The sequence below is a fragment of the Desulfotignum phosphitoxidans DSM 13687 genome, from assembly GCF_000350545.1.
Taxonomy (GTDB): Bacteria; Desulfobacterota; Desulfobacteria; order Desulfobacterales; family Desulfobacteraceae; genus Desulfotignum; species Desulfotignum phosphitoxidans.
On record NZ_APJX01000002.1, the window covers coordinates 572,255 to 597,448 of the forward strand.

Annotated in this window: 19 protein-coding genes and 2 tRNA genes; 15 read left to right on the forward strand and 6 right to left on the reverse strand. The window is 47.0% G+C overall.

Translation table 11 applies throughout. The features are described 5' to 3' along the window. Window positions 1-11 precede the first annotated feature (11 nt). On the reverse strand, window positions 12-917 hold the full coding sequence (gene xerD / locus DPO_RS07155; RefSeq protein WP_006965109.1) for a site-specific tyrosine recombinase XerD: 906 nt from the start codon (window positions 915-917) through the stop codon (window positions 12-14). A 140-nt stretch (window positions 918-1,057) separates the two neighbouring features. Here xerD and DPO_RS23800 point away from each other — a divergent pair, with 140 nt between their 5' ends. The 5 genes from DPO_RS23800 to DPO_RS07180 are packed head-to-tail and all read left to right on the forward strand — an operon-like array spanning window position 1,058 to window position 6,205. Continuing rightward, the gene (locus tag DPO_RS23800) at window positions 1,058-1,981 is read left to right on the forward strand and encodes a ParA family protein (RefSeq protein ID WP_051069351.1); all 924 of its coding nucleotides are present in this window, start codon (window positions 1,058-1,060) and stop codon (window positions 1,979-1,981) included. Between the two features lie 27 nt (window positions 1,982-2,008). Further along, window positions 2,009-3,109: an aminofutalosine synthase MqnE gene (gene mqnE / locus DPO_RS07165; protein ID WP_006965111.1), complete on the forward strand. Its 1,101-nt coding sequence runs from the start codon at window positions 2,009-2,011 to the stop codon at window positions 3,107-3,109. A gap of 3 nt (window positions 3,110-3,112) precedes the next feature. Further along, the gene (gene mqnC / locus DPO_RS07170) at window positions 3,113-4,171 is read left to right on the forward strand and encodes a cyclic dehypoxanthinyl futalosine synthase (protein WP_006965113.1); all 1,059 of its coding nucleotides are present in this window, start codon (window positions 3,113-3,115) and stop codon (window positions 4,169-4,171) included. Window positions 4,172-4,200: 29 nt separating this feature from the next. Further along, window positions 4,201-5,382, forward strand: coding sequence for an amidohydrolase family protein (locus DPO_RS07175; RefSeq protein WP_040011612.1), 1,182 nt, complete (start codon window positions 4,201-4,203; stop codon window positions 5,380-5,382). Further along, window positions 5,369-6,205 carry a menaquinone biosynthetic enzyme MqnA/MqnD family protein gene (locus DPO_RS07180; RefSeq protein WP_006965117.1) on the forward strand — a complete coding sequence of 279 codons (837 nt, stop codon included), beginning with the start codon at window positions 5,369-5,371 and terminating at the stop codon, window positions 6,203-6,205. Before DPO_RS07175 ends, DPO_RS07180 begins: the two co-directional genes overlap by 14 nt. Before the next feature lie 127 nt (window positions 6,206-6,332). On the opposite strand, the gene DPO_RS07185 is transcribed toward DPO_RS07180, so the two are convergent. The 3 genes from DPO_RS07185 to tadA all read right to left on the reverse strand — a co-directional run bounded on the left by DPO_RS07185 (window position 6,333) and on the right by tadA (window position 8,199). Next, window positions 6,333-6,409 (reverse strand) — tRNA-Pro (locus tag DPO_RS07185). A 48-nt stretch (window positions 6,410-6,457) separates the two neighbouring features. After that, window positions 6,458-7,744 (reverse strand): adenylosuccinate synthase, encoded by a 1,287-nt coding sequence (locus DPO_RS07190; protein WP_006965120.1) that lies wholly within the window; start codon window positions 7,742-7,744, stop codon window positions 6,458-6,460. Further along, the gene (gene tadA / locus DPO_RS07195; protein ID WP_006965122.1) at window positions 7,738-8,199 is read right to left on the reverse strand and encodes a tRNA adenosine(34) deaminase TadA; all 462 of its coding nucleotides are present in this window, start codon (window positions 8,197-8,199) and stop codon (window positions 7,738-7,740) included. The genes DPO_RS07190 and tadA overlap by 7 nt, the downstream gene beginning before the upstream one ends. A gap of 108 nt (window positions 8,200-8,307) precedes the next feature. Here tadA and DPO_RS07200 point away from each other — a divergent pair. From DPO_RS07200 to DPO_RS07230, 7 genes are all read left to right on the forward strand, one after another. Continuing rightward, window positions 8,308-8,384 (forward strand) — tRNA-Arg (locus tag DPO_RS07200). A gap of 581 nt (window positions 8,385-8,965) precedes the next feature. Then, window positions 8,966-12,214, forward strand: a complete 3,249-nt coding sequence (locus DPO_RS07205; RefSeq protein WP_160166899.1) for a methyltransferase domain-containing protein — start codon at window positions 8,966-8,968, stop codon at window positions 12,212-12,214. Beyond that, complete coding sequence (locus DPO_RS07210; RefSeq protein WP_006965126.1) at window positions 12,211-13,602, forward strand: class I adenylate-forming enzyme family protein; 1,392 nt, start codon at window positions 12,211-12,213, stop codon at window positions 13,600-13,602. The genes DPO_RS07205 and DPO_RS07210 overlap by 4 nt, the downstream gene beginning before the upstream one ends. A gap of 46 nt (window positions 13,603-13,648) precedes the next feature. Further along, the gene (locus tag DPO_RS07215; protein WP_006965128.1) at window positions 13,649-13,909 is read left to right on the forward strand and encodes an acyl carrier protein; all 261 of its coding nucleotides are present in this window, start codon (window positions 13,649-13,651) and stop codon (window positions 13,907-13,909) included. Window positions 13,910-13,912: 3 nt separating this feature from the next. Further along, complete coding sequence (locus tag DPO_RS07220; protein ID WP_006965130.1) at window positions 13,913-15,247, forward strand: B12-binding domain-containing radical SAM protein; 1,335 nt, start codon at window positions 13,913-13,915, stop codon at window positions 15,245-15,247. A 131-nt stretch (window positions 15,248-15,378) separates the two neighbouring features. Next, window positions 15,379-18,078 carry an ATP-binding protein gene (locus DPO_RS07225; RefSeq protein ID WP_006965132.1) on the forward strand — a complete coding sequence of 900 codons (2,700 nt, stop codon included), beginning with the start codon at window positions 15,379-15,381 and terminating at the stop codon, window positions 18,076-18,078. Continuing rightward, window positions 18,075-19,226 (forward strand): HD domain-containing phosphohydrolase, encoded by a 1,152-nt coding sequence (locus tag DPO_RS07230; RefSeq protein ID WP_006965134.1) that lies wholly within the window; start codon window positions 18,075-18,077, stop codon window positions 19,224-19,226. The genes DPO_RS07225 and DPO_RS07230 overlap by 4 nt, the downstream gene beginning before the upstream one ends. Here DPO_RS07230 and recJ read toward each other — a convergent pair. Next, window positions 19,186-20,901, reverse strand: a complete 1,716-nt coding sequence (gene recJ / locus DPO_RS07235) for a single-stranded-DNA-specific exonuclease RecJ (RefSeq protein WP_040011704.1) — start codon at window positions 20,899-20,901, stop codon at window positions 19,186-19,188. The two genes, DPO_RS07230 and recJ, sit on opposite strands and share 41 nt — an antisense overlap. Window positions 20,902-21,068: 167 nt before the next feature. On the opposite strand from recJ, the gene DPO_RS07240 reads away from it, so the two are divergent. From DPO_RS07240 to DPO_RS07250, 3 genes are read left to right on the forward strand one after another with little or no spacing between them, the layout of a single operon-like run. Beyond that, window positions 21,069-21,284 (forward strand): DUF4911 domain-containing protein, encoded by a 216-nt coding sequence (locus DPO_RS07240; RefSeq protein WP_006965138.1) that lies wholly within the window; start codon window positions 21,069-21,071, stop codon window positions 21,282-21,284. Then, complete coding sequence (miaB, locus tag DPO_RS07245; protein ID WP_006965140.1) at window positions 21,274-22,641, forward strand: tRNA (N6-isopentenyl adenosine(37)-C2)-methylthiotransferase MiaB; 1,368 nt, start codon at window positions 21,274-21,276, stop codon at window positions 22,639-22,641. The genes DPO_RS07240 and miaB overlap by 11 nt, the downstream gene beginning before the upstream one ends. Continuing rightward, on the forward strand, window positions 22,638-23,519 hold the full coding sequence (locus DPO_RS07250; RefSeq protein ID WP_006965142.1) for a methionyl aminopeptidase: 882 nt from the start codon (window positions 22,638-22,640) through the stop codon (window positions 23,517-23,519). Before miaB ends, DPO_RS07250 begins: the two co-directional genes overlap by 4 nt. A gap of 12 nt (window positions 23,520-23,531) precedes the next feature. Here the strand turns inward: DPO_RS07250 and DPO_RS07255 are convergent, their stop codons facing one another. Next, complete coding sequence (locus DPO_RS07255) at window positions 23,532-25,193, reverse strand: B12-binding domain-containing radical SAM protein (RefSeq protein WP_006965144.1); 1,662 nt, start codon at window positions 25,191-25,193, stop codon at window positions 23,532-23,534. Window position 25,194 lies beyond the last annotated feature (1 nt).

The following is a 25,194-nucleotide window of genomic DNA, read 5'->3' on the forward strand; positions in this document are numbered from 1 at the left end:
CTTGAAAAACCTTACCGCCGGGGATGATATCTTTGATGCATGCGCATCAGATAATCTCTGGAAATATGGGTATAAATCTGGGTGGTGGAAATATCCGTGTGCCCCAGCATGGTCTGGACGGACCTGAGATCAGCCCCGCCTTCCAGCAGATGGGTGGCAAAAGAATGCCGCAGGGTATGCGGGGTGACATTGCGGAAAATGCCGGCCTGAACCGCGTATTTTTTGATGATTTTCCAGAATCCCTGGCGGGTCATGGGTTTTCCCGCCCGGGCCACAAACAGGTAGGGACTGTTCAGGGTTTTGAGCATCCGGGGCCGTCCCCGGTCTTTCCACTGGCGGGTGATGTCGGCGGCCTTGGTGCCGATGGGCACCATCCGTTCCTTGTCTCCTTTGCCTGTCACCCGCACCAGGTTGGCATCCAGATTCACATCCTGGATCTTGATGAAGATGAGTTCAGATACCCTGAGCCCGGCCCCGTACATGACTTCAAGCATGGCGGCGTTGCGCAGCTCTCTGGGATGCGTGGTATCGATGGTGTCCAGCAGTGCGGCCACCTCGGGGATGGTGATGATTTCGGGCAGAGACCGGCCGGATTTGGGGATGTCCACTTCTTTGACCGGATTGATGGACAGATATTTTTCAGTCACTAAAAACCGAAACAGTCCCCTGAGAGTGATCAGGTGTCTGGCCCGGGATTTGGGGGCCAGGCCGCTGCGGGTCAAGTGAACCAGCCATGCCAGGATTACGGTGAGATCCACCTGATCCAAAGATGACATCTGCTGGGATTCCAGAAAATCCAGAAACCGGGTTAAATCCGTGCCATAGGCAGTCAGACTGTTTGGGGACAATCCTTTTTCCACCACCAGAAAATCCAGGTATGCCTGAACCCGGTTCCGGGTTTCAGATGTGAGGACCAAGTTTAAAAGACCTCCTGTGAGCCGTGGGCGTAAAAAAAATCAAGTATCATATATTTGTGCGATTATTTCAACCGGACATCAAGGATGGGGATTGATCTTTTTTCAAATTGTGTTACATAAGATAAATTATGGGGACGATTTTGACAGTTTCAGGTGTGACCGGCGGTATCGGTAAAACAACCGTGGCCGTCAATCTTTGTGCGGCACTGGCATTGTATGAAAAAAAAGTGCTGATCATCGATTGCGATCCCAGGGCAAGTGCCACGTCATGGCTGGGAAAAACCGATGCAGCCCATGGCCGCAGTTTATCATCGGTTTTGAAAAAAAAGACGTCTTTTCCAGATGCCATCGTAAAAACCCGTCTTGCCTGGCTGGACCTGGTTCCGGCTGATTTCAACCTGTTTACTGCGGCCCGGTCCCTGTCCGGAAAAGCGGCCGGCCCCGCCCTGTTGAAACAGATGCTGCATCAACAAGTCGGTTCGCTATATGATTATATCATCTTGGATGCACCGCCTGGTTTCGGGTTTTTAAATATGATGGCCCTGACGGCGGGACACGGACTCATTGTTCCCATCCGTTTGCACCGAACGTCAGACACGGATTGCCAGTGTCTGCTCAAGCTGATCCATTATATCCGGAAAATTCATCATACCCCATTGCGCATCGCAGGATTTGTTGTCAATGCCTGTGAAAATTCATCAGATATTCAGGCCTTTCCGGAAAAAACGCGTTTCAACCGGTTATCGGATCTGGTTTTTCATACCCGGATTCCGGAAGATCATACCGTGATCCGGGCCATGGATCATCAGGTGCCTGTGGTTTTAGAGGATATCAACGCCCCGGCGGGAAAAGCGTTTTTGCAGTTTGCAACAGAAATCGATTCGATTTTCAGCCATCAGAAAGAAGACCCTGAAACCCGACCGGGGCCGGATAAGTTATCCATGGCAAAGACATCGCCCCCAAAAATGGTGGACATCCGGGAACGCAGCAGCGAAAAAGTGGAACAGCTGGCCGCAAACATTGCGGACATGATCAATGAAATCAATCAGAGCGAGCAGGCCTGATGATACAAATACGCACAAGAGGCATTGATGGACCCGATATTTATGGATGAACGGCTCAAGCCGATTTATGCCAAGGTCAGACAGGGAACCCGTCTTTCAAAGGAAGACGGGATTTGTATTTACCAGACACGGGATCTGCTGGGCGCAGGAAAGATCGCCCATGCGGCCCGATGCGCCCGGCACGGCAACACGGCTTTTTATGTATACAATCAGCATCTGAACTACACCAATATCTGCAAGAACCGGTGCCGATTCTGTGCATATGCCAAAGACCGGCAGGAATCCGGTGCCTATGCCTGGTCCATAGAGGAGATCTCCCGACGGCTGATGGACCGGATCGATGAACCTGTGGATGAACTGCATATCGTGGGCGGGCTCAATGAGGCGCTGGGATTTGATTATTACATGGATCTGCTGAAAACCGTGAAACAGATCCGGCCCCATGCCGCCATCAAGGCGTTCACCTGTGTGGAGATCGATTATCTGTCCCGGTTGTCCGGCCTGGGCGTGGATGAAACCATTGCGCACCTTAAAGAGGCCGGTCTGGATATGATGCCCGGGGGCGGGGCTGAGATACTCAATACCCGAATTCATGATGCCCTGTTTCCTAAAAAAATCGATCACACAAGGTGGATTGAGATCGTCAAAGCCGTTCACAAGGCCGGCATCACCACCAATGCCACCATGCTGTACGGCCATATCGAAACCATTGAAGAACGGGTGGACCATCTGATCACCCTGCGGGAAATCCAGGATGAAACCCATGGATTTTCCGCATTTGTGCCTTTGGCATTTCATTCAAAAAATACCCGAATGCCTGAACTGCCGCCCACCACGGCCGTGGATGATCTTAAGTCCGTGGCAGCGGCCCGGCTGATGCTGGACAATTTCGATCATATCAAAGCCTACTGGGTGATGATTGGAGAACCGCTGTCCCAGGTAGCTTTAAGCTTCGGGGCCGATGACCTGGACGGCACCATTATTGAAGAGCGCATCACCCACACGGCCGGGGCCAGTTCCGCCAAGGGGCTGACCCGGGAACAGATGGAGCACATGATCCGCAAAGCCGGTTTTGAGCCGGTACAGCGGGATTCTTTTTACAATCCCAAAACCCGTACAGGTCGTTGAACAATGAATGAATTATCTGAAATCATCGAAAAAATACAGGATCATCAGCGAATCGATACACACGAAGCCGGCATCCTGTTCAAACAGGCGGACCTGTTGACCTTAGGCCAGCTTGCCAATGCAAAACGGTGTCATTTACATCCCGATCCCGTGGTGACATATGTCATCGACCGAAATATCAATTATACCAATATCTGTGTGTCCGGGTGCCGGTTCTGTGCATTTTTCAGATCTCCCGGCGCCAGTGGGGGATATGTGATCTCCCGGAAGGATCTGGCCGATAAAATTCAGGAAACCCTGGATCTGGGCGGCACTCAGATTCTGCTCCAGGGCGGCATGAACCCGGATCTGGACTTAAATTTTTATACTGACATGCTTGGGTTCATCAAACAGGAATTCGGGATTCACATCCATGGATTTTCTCCACCGGAAATCCATTTCATGGCCGAGAAATTCAATATGTCTGTGGCAGACACGATTCAATGCCTGAAACAGGCGGGGCTGGATTCCATCCCCGGGGGCGGGGCTGAAATCCTGTGCGACGAGATCCGGACAAAGGTGTCCCCCAACAAATGCAATGCCAATGAATGGCTGGAAGTGATGCGCCAGGCCCATGGGGCCGGCATGCGGTCATCCGCCACCATGATGTTCGGTCATCTGGATACCATGGATCATGTGATCGAACACCTGGACCGGATTCGGCAGCTCCAGGATGACACCCACGGGTTTACCGCGTTCATTCCCTGGACGTTTCAGCCGAAGAACACCCGGATTCTGGTGGAGAAAAAAACCGGGGTGGAATACCTCAAAGTGCTGGCGTTGAGCCGGATTTTTCTGGACAATATGGACAATATTCAGGCCTCCTGGGTGACCCAGGGAGATAAAATCGCCCAGACCGCCCTGTTTTTCGGGGCCAACGACATGGGCTCCACCATGATCGAGGAAAACGTGGTGGCCGCAGCCGGGGTATCTTTCATGATGCCCCTTGAATCATTGCAGCGGCTCATTGCCACGGCCGGGTTCACCCCGCGCCAGCGGGACTGTTTCTACAACCCGGCATGACCTCATACAACACACCTGGAAAAACCTTTGTGCCGGACCCCCGTATCCAATATATCCGGGCCGGGAATGAACCGGCGGTTTTCAAAGCCAAATGGGTGATCAAAGATCCCTGGACCATTCTGGAAAATGCCGGCATTGCCGTGGCAGGCGGGCGGATCACTGCGGTGCTGGACACCGTTCCGTCCGGGCCATCCGTGACGGACTGCGGCCCCGGGATTTTGATGCCGCCCCTGGTCAATGCCCATATGCACCTGGAACTGTCGGCCCTGGCCCACCGCCTGCCTCTGGGAAAGGGATTTGAACCCTGGGTGAAGGCCCTGCTCACAGCACGGGACTCCCTGGGCGCGTCTGCCCTGATCCGGGCGGCCCGTCACGCGGTTCAGGCATTGCCGGGGCAGGGCACCGGTCTGGTGGGAGAGGTCTCCACCTTAGGTCTCACCCGGTCGCTGCTCACCGACCAGGGCATGGCCGGGGTGTGGTTCCAGGAATATCTGGGAACCGGATATCCAGCGCCGGATCTGGCGGCAGATTTTCCATTGTCTGGTTCCGCAGCCGGGCATGCCCCCCACACCACATCCCCGGATCTGCTGAAATATCTGAAAAATCGCACCCAAAAAGCAGGCCTTGTTTTTTCCATCCATGTGGCGGAATCCGATGCCGAGATGCGGTTTATTAAAGGGAATAACCGATCCTGGCATGATTTTCTGATTCAAAGAGGCATTGATCCAAAAGACTGGCCCGTGGGCAACAAAACCCCGGTAACGTATCTCAAGGATCTGGGTATCCTGGGACCCCATACCCTGGCCGTTCATCTGCTCCAGGTCTTGGACACGGACCTGGATCTGCTGGCAGACACCCAAACCGGTATCTGCCTGTGCCCGAGAAGCAATCAAAACCTGCACAACCGGATTCCCGATATTCCGGCCCTGTTGAAACGACATTTAAGACCCGCACTGGGCACGGACAGCCTGGCATCCTGCGCATCTTTGTCTCTGTTTGATGAAATGGCGTTTGTGCGGCATCTTTGTCCGGAGGTGTCACCGGCCGATATTTTTGCCATGGCCACGAAAAACGGGGCCAGTGCCCTGGGACTGGCAGATCGGTTCGGTACGCTTTCTCCGGGAAAACAATCTGAATTCATTTATCTGGATACGGGGGTATCTTCCCGAAACCAGGTGCTGGAAAAGGTAATCTGTTATGGAACATGTTAATCTTCGTATGGGAAGAATCAGCTATATCAATGCGTCTCCCGTATATTACGGCCTGGATCACGGCCTGGCCCCGTCCTGGCTCACGCTGGTAACGGATGTGCCGGCCGCCCTGAACCGGCAGATCATGGATGGTTCCGTGGATCTCAGCCCCATATCCGCCGCCCATTATGCCATGAATCATGAATCTTTGCTGCTTTTGCCGGATCTGTCCATCTCCTGTCACGGACCCGTGATGAGTGTGTTGTGCGCTTCCAATCTCCCTTTGGATGCGCTTGCCGGAAAAACCGTGATGCTGACAAAGGAATCCGCCACCGCCGCCTCGTTCATGAAAATGATATTTGCCCAGCGCGGCGTGACACCCAGATATATAACCAAAGATGTGGGTAATATCGATGAGATTCCATCGGATGTGGATGCCGTGCTGGTCATCGGGGATGCGGCATTGACCCAGCCCTGGGATCAACGGTTTGCTTTCTGCTTTGATCTGGGCGAAATCTGGCATGATATGACACAAATGCCGTTTGTATTTGCCGTGTGGGCCGTGCGAAAACAAGTGGCAGCCGCGCATCCGAACACCGTGACCCGGGCCCTGGAACTGTTATGGGCCAGCCGGAAATCCGGATACGACCATCTGGATGCCGTCATTGCCGCGGGACAGGCCAAGCTGGGGCTGCCGGCATCTTTGGTCGGCACCTATTACCAGCATTTGTTCTGTGATATGGATGCCCCCAAAATTCAGGCCATGACCCGGTTTTTCGATATTTTGTACCGGAACAAAATCCTGACATCCCCCGTGGACGTGACCTTTTTTCAGCCAAAATAAACAAGCAGAAAGGGGGAATCGGACAGGCCCTTGTTAGGGTTTGAATCAGGTGGTGGGATAAAATAAAAAAGCGGTGAGTAATAAAAAAATGCTGTGCGTGTAGTACAGGAAAAATCTTGAGGAAAAATGGTCGGGATGAGAGGATTTGAACCTCCGACCCCAGCGTCCCGAACGCTGTGCTCTACCAGACTGAGCCACATCCCGACTCTGAAAAACCTGTATTAAATATATTAAAAATTGATAAAAGTCAAATTATAAAATCGATTCTTTGATAATGGTGGATTCCCGGCCCGGTCCCACGGAAACGATCTTGATGGGCACCCCGGACAATGCTTCCATTCGATCCAGATACTTTTTGGCATTTTCCGGGAGATCTTCATACCGGGTGATATCGGAAATGCGCTGTTTCCATCCCGGATGGGTCTCATAAACCGGTGTGCAATGCGTCAGGGTGTTGATATCCGAAGGAAATTCATACAACGTGTTGCCGTTGTCCTGGTATCCCACACAGATTTTGATTTCATCCAGGTCATCCAGCACATCCAGTTTGGTGATGACCAGCCCGGTGAGACTGTTGAGCCGGGCCGCGTTTTTGATCATGACCATGTCCAGCCATCCGCACCGTCTTTTTCTGCCCGTGGTGGCGCCGAATTCCGCACCGGTTTTCTGGAGAATGTCCCCCGTGCCGTCAAACAGTTCCGTGGGAAAAGGGCCTTCCCCCACCCGGGTGGTATAGGCTTTGACAATGCCGATGATTTCCTTTAAATACTTAGGACCGATGCCGGATCCGGCGGCGGCATTGCCGGCCACGGTGGACGATGAGGTCACAAACGGGTAGGTGCCGTGTTCGACATCCAGATGGGTTCCCTGGGCCCCTTCAAACAACAGGGTTTTTCCGTTCTGATGCCCTGTGTGCAGAGCAATGGACACGTCGGCAATATAGGGCAGCAACCGGTCCCGGATGGCCATCACCTGGCTGATGACTTGATCACAATGGATGGGGGTGGTGTTGAAATAGTGTTCCAGATAAAAGTTTTTTTCTTCCAGAATCGTTTTGATTTTTTCCTTGAGCCGATCCACATTCATCAGATCACAGAACCGGATACCCCGGCGGGTGGCCTTGTCCTCATAGCAGGGACCGATGCCCCGGCCTGTGGTACCGATTTTTTTATCCCCTTTTTTTTCTTCCCTGGCTTTGTCTATGGCCTTGTGATAGGGCATGATCATATGGGCCCGGTCACTGATTTTCAGCATGTCCGGTGACACGTCGATCTCATTGGAGGACAGATAGTCGATTTCCTCGAGCAGAACAAAGGGGTCCACCACCACACCGTTGCCGATAAAGCATTTTTTGCCCTGAATGATGCCCGAGGGGATCAGGTGGCTGATAAAGGTTTTGCCGTTGACCACCATGGTGTGACCGGCATTGTTTCCACCCTGGAACCGGACCACATAGTCCGCATGCTCGCTGAGCAGGTCCACGATTTTGCCTTTGCCTTCATCCCCCCACTGGGTCCCGATTATCACTGTATTTAACACGTCGTGCTCCTTTTGTTCTTGAAAAAATGTTTCATGAGATCTCTGGTTTGTGCTTCACAAATCCCGGATACCATTTCCGGGTGATGGTTCAACCGGGAATCTTCCGCCATCCGGTACAAAGAGCGGGCCGCCCCCCATTTGGGGTCTGCCGCACCATAGACCACCCGGTTGATCCGGGAATGGATGATCGCACCCATGCACATGATACAAGGCTCGATGGTGACATACAAGGTGGTGCCGGTCAACCGGTAATTGTTCCGGTTGCGCGCAGCCATACGAATGGCTGTCATTTCCGCATGACAGGTCGGGTCACAGGTGGAAATCGGGGCATTGAAGCCATGCCCGATCACCTGGTGGTGACTGTCCACAATCACGGCCCCCACAGGGACCTCATCGGCAAGCCGGGCCTGCTCTGCTTGTTTGATGGCCAGCATCATGTAAAATTGATCATCCATAATTCAGGCTATACTTATATAAACCTTTTGGGGCAAGGTCAAATGGTTATTGCATATAAAAGTCTTGAAATATGAATTCATTCCTGATATAAACTTTGGGTCTTATGGGCGCCCGTAGCTCAGCTGGATAGAGTACCTGACTACGAATCAGGGGGTCGGGAGTTCGAATCTCTCCGGGCGCGCCACAGACATAAGACAAGAGGTTTTCAGCCTTCAGGGTTGAAAGCCTTTTTTATTTTAACGATTCTGTTCTGCCAGGCAACGTTTCAACAAAAAAATGGCTCCTTTACATAAGGACGCAAAACCGTTTTTCCATTATTCTAAATCTGAGATTTGTTCACATGACCGCCATTGATTAAAGCAAAAATTTCCGGAATTTTCCCATTATTTCTCAATTAGTAACCCATTTACCTTATTTTATCTATAAAGATTCATATTGTTAAAAAAGGTTTGAATATTTCAAAAAAAAGCCCTTGACAAAATGATCTAATTAAGATTAGTGAAGGATACTGTTGGGATCAAAAGCTTTATTTAAGATGCTGAATCGGCCGGATCACCCGGCTGAAACAGGAAGGGGAGCGTGTTTCGTTATATGGGAAAATCGATGGATCCAACCCAGGTAACAAAAAATAAAATTGGAAAATGCTTGAATGAGGCATTGTCTCCCAATGAGAGAAAAATCGTGTATTCTTAGGCTGTTCCCTGTGAAAACTGTTGAATGCCTGAATTGCAAAGGGTTTGATCTATGTATAAAAAATACTGTTTAATGCAGGATGAACCATCCATCTCATTTCCATCGCCCCCTGAAAAAATTTCATATACAGCTGAAAAACGAAAAATTCCCCGCACCGTGTGCCGTCTGACTGATATTTCCAGCAAGAATATCAATATCCCTATCGTTTCCATAAAAAACATTTCTCCCGAAGGATGCCTTTTGAGCTTCAGGGGAGATCTTTGCTTAAAAGACAAGATTGACCTTGAGTTTTGGCTGCCGGATGACTCAAGAAAAATCGAAACCACGGGTATTATATCTTATGTCATCAAAAATTGTTTTAAGGGGATAAATAGCGCCGGGGTCCTGTTTGCGGATATTAATGAAATTGACCAGAAAAGAATATATAATTTTATTGTCAGCACGGCTTCTAGTTCTGCATTAAAAAACATGCAGGAAACCATTTCAAAAGAAAAAATCGCAGATAAATATAAAATTTCTGCGCCAGGCAAAATAAATACATTTTTCAACCATGTAATGAAAGAAAGAATCCCTTTAACCGTTTTATTTGAGAATAGTCAGAACGTATTTGAATTAATTATCAACAAGATAAATATTCAGGATCAGGTATTTATAACCGAAAATCAGACGGACATAATTACCCTGGAACTGAGTGAAAATCATCCCTCCTATTTCTCTTTTTATTTCGATGGCGGCAGCTATTATTTTAAAACAAAATGTATCGGGTATGATAATGACAGCGTAATTTTTGCTTTTCCGCCTATTTTGTATCAGTTGGAAAAAAGAGCCTGTAACAGGGAAATGTCCGTCGATTATATTCAAATTTCCATTCACTTGGATGGAATACCAGACAGACAATTTCAGGGAAGACTGATTGATATCAGCCGCCGTGGGTTTTTGTGCGAATTTTCACTGGATCAATGGATTGAAAATTCGATCAAGTCAGGCCAAGCGATCAATTATACGTTAAATAAAAATTATGGGCTGGGATCATTTGGCGAGATACGTCATGTAATAAAAAAACAAGGATTCAATGGCAGCAATGTGCTTCAAATCGGTGTAGAAGCCGGGATCAAGCGGTCTGATTTTATATTTAAAAAATTTTGTGATTCAGAATGGAAGAAAAAAAAGCTATATCAGAAAATTCTTCCATCCTTTGTGAGGCAAATGCCCAGATCCAGGGTTGTCACATATAACAACAGCTCAGGCAAAAAAATTACCGCACTCCTTAATTATACCCGCAAAAACACCTTGGCACCGGTTGTCATTCTCCCGCCTGCGTTTGGCAAGAAAAAAGAAACATTATCCCCCCTTGTATCGACTTTGATCACAAATTATCGTCATGTAAATGAAGATATCATAACGATCCGGTATGATGGCATTAACAGACCCGGGGAAAGTTATAATAAGGAAATGTTTCCAAAACGCGGCTATGAAATGCTTCACTACCAGATCACTCAGGGGCTGGATGATTTAAGATCAACCCTGCGGTACGTGTATAACAATCCTTTATTTAAGCCGAGCATGGTGATTCTGGTTGCATTCAGCATGTCAGCGCTGGACGCCCGAAAGATAATGATTGATCCGAACAATGAAAAAATTGATTACCTGATCAATGTGATGGGCGCCACATGTGGTCAGAGCTCGTTTGGCAATGTTATGGGCGGGATGGATATCATCGGAAATGCAAGAATCGGTATTCAAAGCGGATTGGCAGGGGTGTTGGGCCATCTTCTGGATGTGGATAATATTGCCCGGGATCTTATCGATAATAAATATGCATACATCACAGACGCCAGGCTGGATATGTCAAAGATTTCAACTCCTGTAACCTGGATATATGGAAAATATGACCGATGGATCCCTGAAAATGAAATCATTGATATGATGAGCATCAAATCCGATGGTATGCGGGAAGTCATTGAAATACCAGCCGGGCACAACCTTCGTTCAAGTGACGATGCCATAAAGACATTTAAACTGATCACTCAGTTAATTTACCGGATGCAATTCAAGAAAGATTTCAATCCGATTGCCCCGGATAGAAAAAATATGGTGGCACTGATCACCTATGAACGGGAACGACTTGAAAATACCGAAAAATTCAGGCCGGATGATTACTGGAAACAATATCTGATGGGTCAAGGCAACAGTGTCGGATATGATTTTTATAAAAATATCAAGGTGTTCAGAGAATTTTTAACCCTTCAAAGCGAACTGATCGGACTGGAAAATGGAGAGGTCTTTGCGGATATAGGATGCGGAACCGGCATCTTTATTGAAAATATGCTCCTGGATCTTGCAGAGCGGAAAAAAAATATCAATGACACCCATCTGGTGCTGGTTGACCTTGTCCGGGAAGCATTGGACAAATCAAAAGCCAAATGTGAAAAGATTTTTAAATCATATAAATCACTTGTTCCTGAAAAAATTGAATTGATTCAGATGGACCTTGACCCAAACAGACTGATTCCCGTTAAAAAATTTGTCAAAGAGGACTCCCTTGATTTTAATTTTTTACGAAATCGAATTGATGGGTTGATGAATATTACCATTGATCAATTATTGCAGAACAATTCACCAAGGCTGTATGCCATCATGAAAGGGGCGGTTCTTACCCCTGATGACAGCGCGTATTTAAAAGACATTTTCAGTATTGACGCGTATGAAACGATTTTAGAATTTAACCGTGCTGCCAGATTCATCAATAAAGATTTATTTGCTCACGATATGATCAATGAAAAATATGTTCATCAAAATTTGATTAGAGATGAAGATTACATCCATATCCGAACTTCTGATTTGATTTTCAAGCGGCTGGATTTCAGCAAAAATGGTCTGGAAATGAATTTGAATTTCAAGGCCAATTATTTTAATAAAATTGTGGCAAGCCTTTTTATTTCCTATCTTTATAACCCGGATGACATTATTTATGATTTTTATAGAATGCTGAAACCTGGAGGCCGGCTGCTGGTTTCGTCCATGAAACCGGACAGTGATATATCCCTGATTTTTACAGACTATATTAATAAAGTTCAGAAATTTGACCTGGCTGATACAGAAATTAAAGACCAGGAAATGAATCTGACAGCCGCCAGAGCGATGTTAAACGAAGCTGCGAGTCTTTTTGAACTGGAAGAAGATGGATACTTTAGATTCTATTCAGACAAAGAGCTTGTCGCCATGCTTGAAAATGCCGGTTTTAAAGACATCACGGTGACATCATCTTTAGGCAAGCCTGAGCAGGTTGTCATCCTTACGGGAGAAAAACCTTATTCATGAAGATTACAGATATTGTATTTCAATCTTTGAATACCTGGGGAGATCATCCAGCCTATATTGAACTGTTGTCTGACAACTCAGCTGTTTATACGTCAGCTGAGAAATTAATGGAACAAATAAATGATATGGGAAAATTTTTAAAAAAATCAGGCATACAAAACAATTATCTGGTCGCTTTTTTTTTGAGAAATTCTGTGGACTTTGTTTCTGTTTTTTTGTCTTTAATGGATATCGGGGCAAAGCCGGTCCCTGTTAATCTGGCTTATAGAAAAATTGAGCTTGATGAAATATTTTCAAATGCAGACCCCCATGCCGTTATCGCGGAACAGGAATTTTTGCCGTTGATAGCGCCATATCTGAAAAACAAAATCGTTATTTTAAGATCAAACGGAAAATTCAAGCTGCACCAGGCTTCCAAAAATCAATCCGATCCTGCAGATATAGAGGAACGTATTGCTTCAATAAATTACACATACAGGGGATATGGCTACCCCCTTGGCGCCATGGTTCCCCATGCGCAATACCTTATGGGAGCTGAAGTACTGGTCAAAGGATTAAAACCTGTACCGGGAGAGAATATGCTGGTAATCCTGCCATTTTATTATATCTTCCCTTTAATCGGCTGTCTTTTTGTTCCATTGTTGTACCAGATGACTTCTGTGCTTTCACAAACGGTTAATCCATTAAAACTGTTTGATTATATTCGAAAATACAGAATAAATTCAATAACTGCCGTCCCTGAAATTTATGAGCTTCTTTTTAATTGTAGAGAAGAATCGGTTGATCTGTCTTCATTAAACGTATTTGTTTCAGGGGGAAGCAGACTTACAAAAGAGAATTATCAAAAAATTATCCAAGCCTTTGATATTGAATTGCTGCACGGATATGGGCTTACTGAATTCACGCCGGTCAGCAGGAATATCAGAAAACAGGCAAAAGCCGGAACAATCGGCCCTTTTTGTGACGGCATTCAATATCAGATATCTTGTTCCGATCATAACGGCTATGGAGAAATAGTAATAAAAAATTCAAATATGACAAATTCATATTACAAACGAACCAAAGAAACACAAGACGCGTTTAAAGGTGGCTGGTTTAAAACCGGTGATATCGGCAAGATGGAAAATGATCATCTGATTTTTCTAAAAGAGAAAAAAAATACCCGGAAATTAAAAGGGAATATGATTGATTTGCAGGAAGTGAGAAAAGCGATCCTTATGTATCCAGGGATAAAGGACGCTATGATTGATTTCGCGGATAACACGCTTTCTGCTGGAATCATGATGGATACAGAAAAAGATATGAAAGATGAATATATCAAGATCAAACAATTTTTAAGTGAGACGATTGCGGCGTATAAGATTCCCAAATTGATGAATCAGATATAGATTGTTTACAATTTTATAACTATTTAAAAATTATAGGAAAAAATCAATGCTTCAGAAAAGAAACTACAATGTTAATGTGACCTTGATTGACACCCTGTCTGAAATCACAAGAATTGGTTCTTCCGGTATAACTTATGACACATTGATATTTGAAGAGCTGGGACTTGATTCGTTAATGGCAATAGAAATATTGGCAAAGATTGAGAAGCGGTTTGATATAATTATTGAAGAATCGCTCCTGGCCAATATCAATACTGTTGGTGATTTTATCCAGGCAATTGAAGAAAAGATCAACATGGGAAATTAAAATATGTCTATTAGAAAATTAAATCATATTTGTTTGATCGGGACTAAACGTTATACTTGGGCTATAAACCCAAAGATAAAAAAGTCATTAGATGAAAACAATAAATTTATAAAAGCATACAACACTTCCAGCTTGAGTTTAATAACAATAGCAGCTCTTACCCCGCCAGATATCGACATTTCGTATATTGATGAAGATTTTGAAGAAATTGATTTTGATATTCAATATGATATGGTCGGTATTTCTGCAATGACCCAACAGGTCATTCGCAGTTATGAAATTGCAAAAGAATTTAGAAAAAGAGGCACGTATGTTGTAATGGGAGGCATTCATGCTTCATTTTTGCCGAATGAGGCATTAGAATGGGTGGATACTGTTATTATGGGTGAAGGTGAAGATCTCTGGCCGCAATTCTTGGAAGATTTTAAAAACAACAAAGAAAAAAAGATCTATAAACAGCCAGAAGGCACTTTTGTTGATTTAACAAAATCTCCCACTCCCCGATATGACCTTTTAACAAGAAAAGATTATTTTAAAAATAACAAAATTTTTTATAACATGATACCGATACAGGTGAGCAGAGGATGTCCACATAATTGTGAATTCTGTTTGGTTACAAAATGTTATGGAAGCAAATTTAGAAAAAAAACGATTGAGCAAATAATTCGTGAAATTAAAAAAATAAAAGAATACTTTCCAGGTAAAGTTATATTGTTCGCAGATGACAACTTATTTATTGATAAAAAATTTTCCAAAAAATTATTGAAAACAATCAAAGACCTTAACATTCGTTGGTGGGCACAGACAGATATTTCTATTGGTGAAGATGAAGAATTATTGTCATTAATATATGAAAGTGGTGGGTTATTATTATTAATCGGTTTTGAAAGTATTGATCCTGAAAATCTAAAATTAATAAATATTAATTCTTGGAAATATAAACAATTATCAAACTATAGTAAAAATATTGAAAGAATACAAAAACATGGAATTATTGTTTTTGGCTCGTTTATTTTTGGCTTGGACAATGATGATAAAAATGTGTTTAAGAATGTCGTTGGATTTATGGATGAAAACAATATAACAGGTCAGTTGACAATTGCGACGCCATTACCTGGTTCCCGATTGTTAGAACGCTTAAAACGAGAAGACCGTTTATTAGAAAATGAGCCTTTTTGGGATAAGTGTACGTTTTTTGACGTACTATACAAACCCAAAAAAATGACTGTTGAAGAATTAGAAGATGGGTTTATTGGTGCTTACAAACAAGTGTTCAATGAAAAAGTACAGGCAAAGAGAGTTCAATACTTAAAGGAAATTTACAAGAAAATAATTTAGTATCAATGGACATGATAAATTGAGCTAAAAATGATTATTTAAAACTGAACCAACTGAGGAACTAAATTTGGGAACCTACAAAATGGTGAGATATTTGATTTTTACAGATCTCGGTTATTGGAGGTATCCCTATGCTATATGAAAATATTAAATTGTTTTTTAATGAGTACATTGAAGATGATGAATTAAGAAAAAAATTTGAGAAAGAAACAGAAAGCCTTTGTTTAGAAATGGTAAAACTGGCTTGTCTTATCACAATATTTTTCTATCCGGTATTTGGTATTTTAGATATATTTTCATTTCCTGAAGAATATCCCAAAATTTGGTTAATAAGAGCCACTATATGTATTGTATTTAGTATTCTATTCCTTGCCTTAAAAAGCGGTTATGAAAAAAATAATATAAAAAATATCGGCATGCTTATCATAGTAGCAAATGGTGTTGCAATTGCTACTATGTGTCATATAACTGGCGGGCCTTATAGCATATATTATGCAGGTATTAATTTAATACTACTGGTTACAGTGTTAATTTTACCTATTGATGTAAAACGAGCTAGTATTTCATGTTTAATCATATACATATATTACATTTTGCCATTACCTTTAATTTATGATGATAATATTTATAAAATCGACAACTTATCTAATATTGTATCCAATAATTTTTTCTTATTAACGACAATGATTTTATGTATCATTGGAACTTTTTTTAAGAATAGAAATAGATTAGAACAATTAAAAACGAGGATAGAACTTGAAAATTCAAACAAAAACCTTGAAAAAATAACTCAGAAACTTGAAGCGACCAACAAGAAATTACGTGAGCTCGATGAGACAAAAATGCGATTTTTTGCCAATGTGAGCCATGAGCTTCGAACCCCGTTGACCCTGATCATCGGCCCCCTTGAACAGCTTTTACACGGCTGGAATGATATAGATCCTGTTCCCATGCTCAGGTCAATGGAAGCAAACGCCCATCGACTCTTGAGGCAGGTGAACACCATACTGGATTTTGCCAAGGCAGATGTAGGGAAGCTGACCTGTCACTATAAAGTGGGGAATCTGGGTAAAATTCTTTCTGAGTTTGTTCAGGCAAGCCTTCCTTATTCAAAACAAAAAAATATTGAAATGACTGTTTCCGGTGCGGATGAAATTCCTGATACCGCCCTTGATATTGAAAAGGTGGAAACCATTGCAGCCAACCTTATTTCAAATGCGCTGAAATTCACATCAGACAACGGTAAAATAAGCATTCGTGCCGGAAAAGAGAACCAGGTTATCTGGTTTGAAGTTCAGGATACGGGGTTGGGGATACCTGAAGATAAGATAGACAATCTTTTTGAACGGTTTCATCAGGTAGACGACCAGCATTCCCGGAATAATGAGGGGACAGGACTCGGCCTGGCAATGGTGCGTGAGTTAACCCTGCTCCATGGCGGAAAAGTCGACGTACATTCCAAAATCGGCAAAGGATCTGTTTTTCGGGTTGAGCTTCCAATGAAACCCCGTTCCCCTGAAAACGATCGTAGAAAGAGCACTGGACGGAGAAAGATCGACAAAATTGTGGAAGAAAGGCTTGAGGCACTGGTGGGCAGGGAATACCATAAAAGGGGCAAAATCAATAAAAAAACCTTGTTTGCCGACATGAGCAAGGGCAGCGGTCTGGTTGACAGCATTGATGTGGGATATGCAGATAAAAAAAAATCAGTGCCACCAGACGCCCAGAAAATTTTAGTGGTGGAGGACAACCCGGATTTAAGGGCATTCATCGTCAGCAATCTTTTTGAAACATATCTGGTGGAGCAGGCAGAAAACGGGCGCACAGGTCTGGATCTGGCCAGGCGCATGAATCCGGATTTGATAATATCTGATGTGATGATGCCTGAGATGGACGGATATGAACTCTGTCGTGAAATCCGTAAAGATCCTTTCCTTTCCAGGGTGCCGATTATCCTGGTCACTGCAAAGTCCGGGGGAGAGGCGGTTGAGGCCGGGCTTGAAATCGGTGCCACGGATTATGTTCCCAAGCCTTTTGAAATGAGGGAATTGAAAGCCCGCATTGCCACCCATTTAAAAAATCGCTTTCTGGAAAAAAATATCAATGAGCAGGAAACCCGATTGACCGCCATTGGACAGATGACAAGTGCCGTGGTCCATGACCTTAAGAATCCGTTGAATACGATCATGGGATTTACCCAGATCGCCCAGCAGGATTCCGAAACTCTTGGCGAAAAAGAAATTTCTAAAAATTTGTCCTATGTGATGGAATCAGGTGTTCGGCTTAATCGGATGATCGCTGAAATACTGGATTTTGCAAAAGGGTATGCCCCCCGGCTGAACAGTGAGGCGGTTTTGCTGGTTCCTTTTTTGGAAACAACATTGACCGTTCATAAGGAGCGGCTGTCACAGCTGGGGATTTCCCTGTTTTCCAGACATATCGGATGCGGTAATGTCCAGGTTTGTTTTGATTCAGATCAAATGCATCGTGTTCTTGAGAATCTTATCATGAATTCAAAAGATGCTTTTTTTAATTCAAACCATGAGATCCCGGAGAAAATAATCCGGGTTGAAACCAAATGGGATAAAAATCGTATCAAGATTCGATTTTCAGACAATGGACCGGGTATTCCTGAAGAGGTCAAAAAATCCATTTTTGACCCATTCACCACCACAGGGAAAAAAACCGGTGTGGGGCTTGGCCTTTCAACCGTCCGAAATATTGTGTCAGCCCACTCAGGAACCATTGCTGTTGAAACGAATGAAGAAAAAGGGGGTGCCGTGTTTGAGTTGACATTTCCAGTGGCGCAGCCTCAAGGACAATCCGAATGAACAATGTTGGAAAAATTCTAATTGTTGACGATGACAAAATGAATCGACTTTTGTTGAATACCATTCTGTCTCGAATGTCTTATCATGTGAGCGAAGCGTTTGACGGCATTGACTGCCTGGAAAAAGCGGTATCCCTTTGTCCGGACCTTATCCTCATGGATGTAAAAATGCCGGGAATGGATGGGCTGGATGTGACCCGTCAGCTGAAAAAGAACGATGAAACAAAAAATATTCCTGTCTTGATCATTTCCGCCCATGATCAATTGCCTGAACGTGTCAGAGCGGTTGAAGCAGGGGCGGAAGATTTCCTGTCCAAGCCGGTGGAACAGATTATTTTAAAAGCCAAGGTAAAGTCATTGCTTAAAATTAAGGAATATAATGACAATATTCACAATTATCAGAAAAAACTGGAAAAAGAGGTTGAGAAGAAAACCGTCAGCCTGAAGCAGGCGCTTGATGATTTGCAGTCTGCATCCGACAAGTTGCGTTTATATTCCATGGACACCATACTGAGGCTTTCCCAGGCGGCAGAATACAGAGACATGGAAACCGGGGAACACATCCAGCGCATTGGATATTATATCCATGCAATTGGAAAGGCATTATCGCTCAGTGATCAGGAGATAGAAACCTATCAATATGCATCCCCCATGCATGATGTGGGAAAAATTGGAATTCCTGACCAGATCCTGATGAAACCCGGTCCCCTAAATGAGTCGGAGTGGAAGATCATGAAGCAGCATACAATAATTGGCGGGAAAATTTTGAGCGGGTCAGATTCAAGTATCCTCAAAACGGCCGAGGCAATTGCCTTGACCCATCATGAAAAATGGAATGGCTGTGGATATCCATACAAACTCAAAGGCCTGGATATTCCAATAGCCGGAAGAATTACCGCCATTGCCGATGTCTTTGATGCCCTTACTTCCAAACGCCCGTATAAAAAAGCTTTTTCTGTGGAAAAAGCGTTTGATATCATGGCCGAAGAGCGTGGAAAAAGTTTTGATCCTGAGCTGATGGATGCTTTTTTTTCAATAAAAAAAGAGCTTGCTGAAATTCGAAATACACATAATCTTGATTATAAAGCGCCGCTGACGTTGTCTGAACTTACATTTCCTCAACAATCATCTGGGGCGTATCTGCCTTGAATTTGCTTTGTTTCAGGCGGAATGCCAGCTGTTCATAGAAAACAGGCAGTTGACGGGTGTCCGGTACATTGAAATGAAACGCTTCCACCACGGGCCCAGACTGGTTGTCAGCGCTCTGAAGCATCATTTTTCTGTGGCACCGGCCGATGATCTGGGAAGATACCACTTTCAGGTGCCTGGCAAGAAACAAAGGTTCGGGATTGTTCATGCCGAAGGGCCGCAGCCGGTCCAGGTCCCGGACCAGATCCAGGCGGATGTCGGAGATGTCCAGTATGGCATCGATGGTCAGGGTTTTTGAGAAATCTTCCCGGGTATAATGGGTTTGCAGATGGGTCTGAAGTCCGGTTGCCAGGTCGGTCAGCCGGTCCAGAGAAAGGGTCAGGCCCGATGCCATGGCATGGCCCCCGAATTTTTCCAGCAGATGGGCATGGGCGGTCAGGGCCTTATGGATATTGATGTTGTTGATGCTCCGGCCGGATCCCACAGCCATTTCATGATTGCAGGATAAAAGAAGCACCGGGCATACATATTTTTTGGACAGTTTGGATGCGGCAATCCCCAGTACGCTGGGGTTCCAGTGTTTGTCCCACAGCATGAGCAACCGGTTTTCCAGCAGGGACGGGTTGTCATGGATGCGACGTTCAATCTGCATGATGATCTCCTGCTCAATGGTCTGGCGCTGGGCATTAAGATCATCCAGCAGAAAGGCAATTTTTTCCGCATCCGCCAAAGTTTGGCTGGTGAGCAGAGACACGCAGATGCGGGCATGGGACATCCGGCCGGCGGCATTGATCCGGGGCACCATTTTAAAAGAGATGTCATCGGAATCCAGCCGGGTGACATCGATGCGGGCCGCTTTTGCCAGGGCCTGGATCCCGGGCCGGGCGTTTTTCTGCATCTGTCGGATCCCGGCCATGCTCAACACCCGGTTTTCGTTGATCAGCGGCACCATATCTCCGATGGTGCCCATGGCAAACAAGTCCAGAAACGGCAGCAGCCGGGGTTCAGGACACGATTCCCAGATCCCTTTTTCCCGGAAGAATTTACGCAGTCCCATGACCAGGAAAAACGCCACACCCACACCGGCCAAAAAAGAGAGCCCTGACGGGCAGTCCGGCTGTTTGGGGTCCAGAATGGCCACCGCCTGTGGCAGCACCGGTCCGGGTTCATGATGGTCGGTGATGATGACATCCATGTCTTCTATAGCAGCGGCCGCCACCGCGTCTGTGCCGCTGATGCCGCAGTCCACGGTGATGATCAGGTCCACGGCCTGTTCGGCTGCCATCTGGATATGTTCCGGGAGCAGGCCGTACCCTTCCTTGATACGGTGGGGAATATACCAGGTAATCCGGTCGGTCACACAGGACAGAAATTCATGGAGCAGTGCCGTGGCCGTTACCCCGTCGGCATCAAAATCACCGAATATCAGAATTTTTTCCCGGTTGATGACAGCAAAATAGATCCGTTCCACAGCCTTTTGCATGTCTTTCATGGCAAACGGATCGGTGAGGCGGGAAAAATCCGGATTCAAATAAAACCGGGCCGATTCCACGGTAGTAAATCCCCGGTGCCAGATCAGGCCGGCCGTGACCGGATGGCACCCCAGTTCCTGTGAAAGCCGGCGGGCGTTGTCCGGATCGATATCCGCATATGTGACGTGTGTTTTTATTGGCATGTGATGGATTTTATATAAGGGTTGCCAAAAATTGTCAATTGCTCCGGGCCGGAAGTTTAGACCGGATTGCCCGATATTCAGGAACAAAGCCGATGGCCTGAAAAGTGTTTGAGTAATGACAGGTTTTAGTGGTATACTGCATTTTTTGTAAATAGGGAAACAACCCAATGACCCTGCAGATGCTGCACAAGGAATACCGGGTGGACAAAACCCGCATCGGATTCATTAAATTCATATTCGAGGCCTATGAAGGCATTGCCGTGGTGACCACGTTGGATGCCCGGACCGGGCATGTGCGTTTTGCCATTGCACCGGACCAGGTTGAAGAGGCATTTCAGATCATTGCGGATTTGAAAAAGGATGTTGAATTTCATGCATTATAACGGGTATGCCCATATTCATACCATCGGATGCCAGATGAATGTCTATGATTCCGAAAAACTGGGCACCGTGTTACATGCCTTAGGGTATCAACTGACCCGGCATCCGGAACAGGCGGATATTATTGTGTGCAACACCTGCGCCATCCGTCACAAGGCAGAGGAAAAAGCGTTCAGTTTTCTGGGCCGGTTTGCCAAAGAAAAACGAAAAAACCCCCGTCTCATCACGGTCATGGCCGGGTGCGTGGCCCAGCAGGAAGGGAAAAACGCATTCCAGCGCCTGCCCCACCTGGACCTGGTGCTGGGGACCCAGGCATTTTCCCGGTTTAGCACCCATATTGCGGCATTGAAATCCGGTCAGCGGCAGATCGTGGACACGGCACCGTCGGATGTCATTTTCGAGACCCTGCCCGATGATACGGCGTTTGCGGAAAACCCGGTGTCCAAATTTGTCACCATCATGCAGGGGTGTGACAATTTCTGCACCTATTGCGTGGTGCCCTATGTCCGGGGCAGGGAGCGAAGCCGGTCCTGGCAGTCCATTGTGGCGGAGATCGAGATACTGGCGGAAAAAGGCATCCGGGAAGTGACCCTGCTGGGCCAGAATGTCAACTCCTATGGGGCCAAGGAAAACAGCCTCTCATTTGCCGGTCTTCTGGAAAAAGTGGCGGGTGTTGACGGCATTCACCGGATCCGGTTCGCCACCTCGCACCCCAAAGACCTGTCGCACGATCTGATCCGGGCCATGGCCGATCTGGACAAAGTGTGCGATCATCTGCATCTGCCCGTGCAGTCCGGTTCCAACCGGATTTTGAAAAAAATGAACCGGGGATACACGGCGGAACTCTATCTTTCCAGAATCGATGCCCTGCGGTCCGCCATTCCGGACATCGGTCTGTCCACGGACATTATCGTGGGGTTTCCGTCTGAAACATCGGAAGAGTTTGAACAAACCATGGCCCTGGTCAAACAGGTGGGGTTTGATTCCATTTTTGCGTTTGCTTACTCAGACCGGTCCTCCGCGCCGGCGGCAAAATTTTCAGATCCCGTGGATGACACGGAAAAAATGGCCCGCCTCAACCGGTTGCTGACATTCCAGGACACCATGACCCAGAAGAAAAATGAACAGATGACCGGCCGGGTGGTTCAGGTTCTGGTGGAAGGGGTCAGCTTAAAACAGCATGACGGGTTTGTGAAAACCACGCCTCATACCCGGCAGATGACCGGCAGAAGCGAAGCCAATAAAATCGTTCATTTTCCATCCGACACCCTGGCCGCCGGCGATTTGGTGGAAATCAAAATTTTGAATGCCTATCCCCATTCCCTGTGGGGGACAGCCTCTGGAACAGTGATGCCATGAAAACCAAAACCGTGAGGATCGGCAGAAACGATCCATGTCCCTGCGGCAGTGGGAAAAAATACAAACACTGCTGTCGAAACAGTAAAAAGGAAGTATCTGTGAAAGACACCTACAAACAGCAATACAACATTATTTTAAAAACCCCGGCCCAGATCGAAGGGATCCGGCGGGCGGGCAGACTGTTGATGCAGATCATGGACGGGGTGGAAAAAATGATCCGTCCGGGCCTTGTGACCGAAGAGATCAACACCTTTGTCCACAACCAGACCCTCCAGGCCGGAGGTATTTCCGCCCCCTTGAACTACCGGGGGTTTCCCAAAAGCGTGTGCGTATCCATCAATGAAGTGATCTGTCACGGCATCCCCGGAGACCGGGCCCTGCAGGACGGAGATATCGTGAACGTGGATATCACACCCATTCTGGACGGGTATTATGCCGATGCCAGCAAAACATTTTTTGTGGGCACCCCGGGGCCGGCCGCCAGAAAAATCGTGTCTGTGGCGGCCCAGTCCCTGAAACTGGGTATGGAAGCCGTGGCTCCGGGCGCGACCTTAGGCGATGTGGGGTATGCCATTCAAAGCTATGCCGAAGCCCAGGGATGTTCCGTGGTCCGGGAATTTGTGGGTCATGGGGTGGGCATTGATTTCCATGAACAGCCCCAGGTGCTGCACTTCGGATCTCCGGGCAAAGGCGTGGTCCTGGTGCCCGGCATGGTGTTCACCATCGAGCCCATGATCAATCTGGGCAAAAAAGAGCTGCATGTGCTGCCGGATAAATGGACGGCCGTGACCAATGACGGGTCTTTGTCGGCCCAGTTCGAGCAGACCATTCTGGTGACGGAAAACGGATTTGAAAGCCTGACCCCGTACGATCTTTAGCGTGAAATCGAGTTACCGCCGGGGGGGTTTTACCCCCACTGGCGGATATCTGCGCATGTTTGCCGCAAAGGCCCGGCACAGATCCGGATCGGTTTTGTGTACATACAATTGTCCTTCCTGATCCACGCCCCGGATGTTGCCGTCATTTAAAAACCACTGGACCAGCCGGTCACTGACTTTTTCCCTGTCCAGATCCGGGTCAATAAGCGTGTCCGCATGCGGCACCGGCCCGGGGCAGGGGGGTGCCAGACCGGCATCCGCCCGATGTTTCAGATAATTCAGTATCCGGCTCAGGCGCAGCAGGGTCACGGCCTGAACCCGGGTGGTGGTGTGATCCACGGGAAAGGCCGTGGACCGCATCAAAGAAAAATAGCCTGGTAAAATTCCTGACTGCCGGCACTGATCATAATCCTTACTGCCCGGGGCCGGATAAAAAATGGACAGCCCTGCCAGGGTGGGCCGGGCCCCCAGATACAGCAGATCCGCCAGAGAATCGGATGCATGCTGGCCCGGGGCCGCGGCAATCAGATAAGACACACAGTCAAGCCCCTGTTTTTGGGCCCAGCCCAGAACCTGATCATGGGCGGCCCGGACATCCGGGCGCCGGAACCGTTTCAGCTGCGCTGCCGACATGGACCCCACAGACAGGTTCAATGTCTTGAATCCCGCGGCTGCCATGGCCTGGATCATTTCTATGTCCAGAGACGGAGGGAACAGCCCGTTCATGGCCCGCAGCTCCACGGGAGGCCGGTCTGTAAAAACGTTTGAAATCCCCTCCAGCAGTGCCAGAAACCAGGCCCGGTCCAGGCTGATATTTTCATCCTCAAAATCGATAAATCCGATATCCCGTCCGGCCGCCTGGTTTTGGATCTCTTTGATCACATGGGCCACCGGACGTTTTCGGTACCGGCCATGGCTGGAGACGGCAGACACGGCACAATAGGAACAGGGCATGGGGCATCCCCGGCTGGACACCACCATGATGGCATCCTGATGTTTTCTGCGATAATAGGAAAGATCCACAGGATCCGGTATGGGCAGCTTGGACAGATCCGGGGTCCAGTAAGGCGGCTGGATCACCTGTCGGCCCGGATTCTGAACATTGTCGGAATTTTCCTGAAACGCGATGCCGGGAACCTGTGAGGCAGGGGTGTTTTCCTGGAGGGCCCGGTACAGCAGAGGCAGGGAGTGTTCCCCTTCTCCCCGGAGCACATAATCGATGTCCGGACAAGCGATTACCTGTTCAGGAAACAAGGTGGGATGATGCCCGCCCATGACAATGACCACGTTGGAATTCCGGCGCCGAATGGCCGCGGCTGTGGCCATGGCTGTGTCATGATACGCGGAAAACAAAGAAGAGATGCCCACCAGAAAAGGCGTATGCCGGGCTGTTTCCAGAGCGATATGATCCAGGTGATACCCGAAATGCCGGTATGTATGAAACAGGCAGAACAACGACCGGTCGGCCCGGCCGTAAAATTCATCCATATAAGTGAACCGTTCCGGCCGGTGCATGGGTTTTGATTTCCGGGTGGCCAGGCCATCCATGATGGCTGTGGTGATTCCATGGGACCTAAGCCCTGCGGCAATGGACATCAGCCCATAGGGCAGGGTGCGCTTGCGGGTCAGGTAATAGTCCTCAATGGGCGGCTGTACCAGGACCACCTGTGCCATG

Bases quoted from the DNA above. Each gene is read 5' to 3' on its own strand.
- mqnE (WP_006965111.1), top strand. From the start codon at position 2,009: ATGGACCCGATATTTATGGATGAACGGCTCAAGCCGATTTATGCCAAG.
- mqnC (WP_006965113.1), top strand. From the start codon at position 3,113: ATGAATGAATTATCTGAAATCATCGAAAAAATACAGGATCATCAGCGA.
- DPO_RS07180 (WP_006965117.1), top strand. From the start codon at position 5,369: ATGGAACATGTTAATCTTCGTATGGGAAGAATCAGCTATATCAATGCG.
- tadA (WP_006965122.1), bottom strand. From the start codon at position 8,199: ATGGATGATCAATTTTACATGATGCTGGCCATCAAACAAGCAGAGCAG.
- DPO_RS07205 (WP_160166899.1), top strand. From the start codon at position 8,966: ATGCAGGATGAACCATCCATCTCATTTCCATCGCCCCCTGAAAAAATT.
- DPO_RS07210 (WP_006965126.1), top strand. From the start codon at position 12,211: ATGAAGATTACAGATATTGTATTTCAATCTTTGAATACCTGGGGAGAT.
- DPO_RS07215 (WP_006965128.1), top strand. From the start codon at position 13,649: ATGCTTCAGAAAAGAAACTACAATGTTAATGTGACCTTGATTGACACC.
- DPO_RS07220 (WP_006965130.1), top strand. From the start codon at position 13,913: ATGTCTATTAGAAAATTAAATCATATTTGTTTGATCGGGACTAAACGT.
- DPO_RS07225 (WP_006965132.1), top strand. From the start codon at position 15,379: ATGCTATATGAAAATATTAAATTGTTTTTTAATGAGTACATTGAAGAT.
- DPO_RS07230 (WP_006965134.1), top strand. From the start codon at position 18,075: ATGAACAATGTTGGAAAAATTCTAATTGTTGACGATGACAAAATGAAT.
- recJ (WP_040011704.1), bottom strand. From the start codon at position 20,901: ATGCCAATAAAAACACACGTCACATATGCGGATATCGATCCGGACAAC.
- DPO_RS07240 (WP_006965138.1), top strand. From the start codon at position 21,069: ATGACCCTGCAGATGCTGCACAAGGAATACCGGGTGGACAAAACCCGC.
- miaB (WP_006965140.1), top strand. From the start codon at position 21,274: ATGCATTATAACGGGTATGCCCATATTCATACCATCGGATGCCAGATG.
- DPO_RS07250 (WP_006965142.1), top strand. From the start codon at position 22,638: ATGAAAACCAAAACCGTGAGGATCGGCAGAAACGATCCATGTCCCTGC.
- DPO_RS07255 (WP_006965144.1), bottom strand. From the start codon at position 25,193: ATGGCACAGGTGGTCCTGGTACAGCCGCCCATTGAGGACTATTACCTG.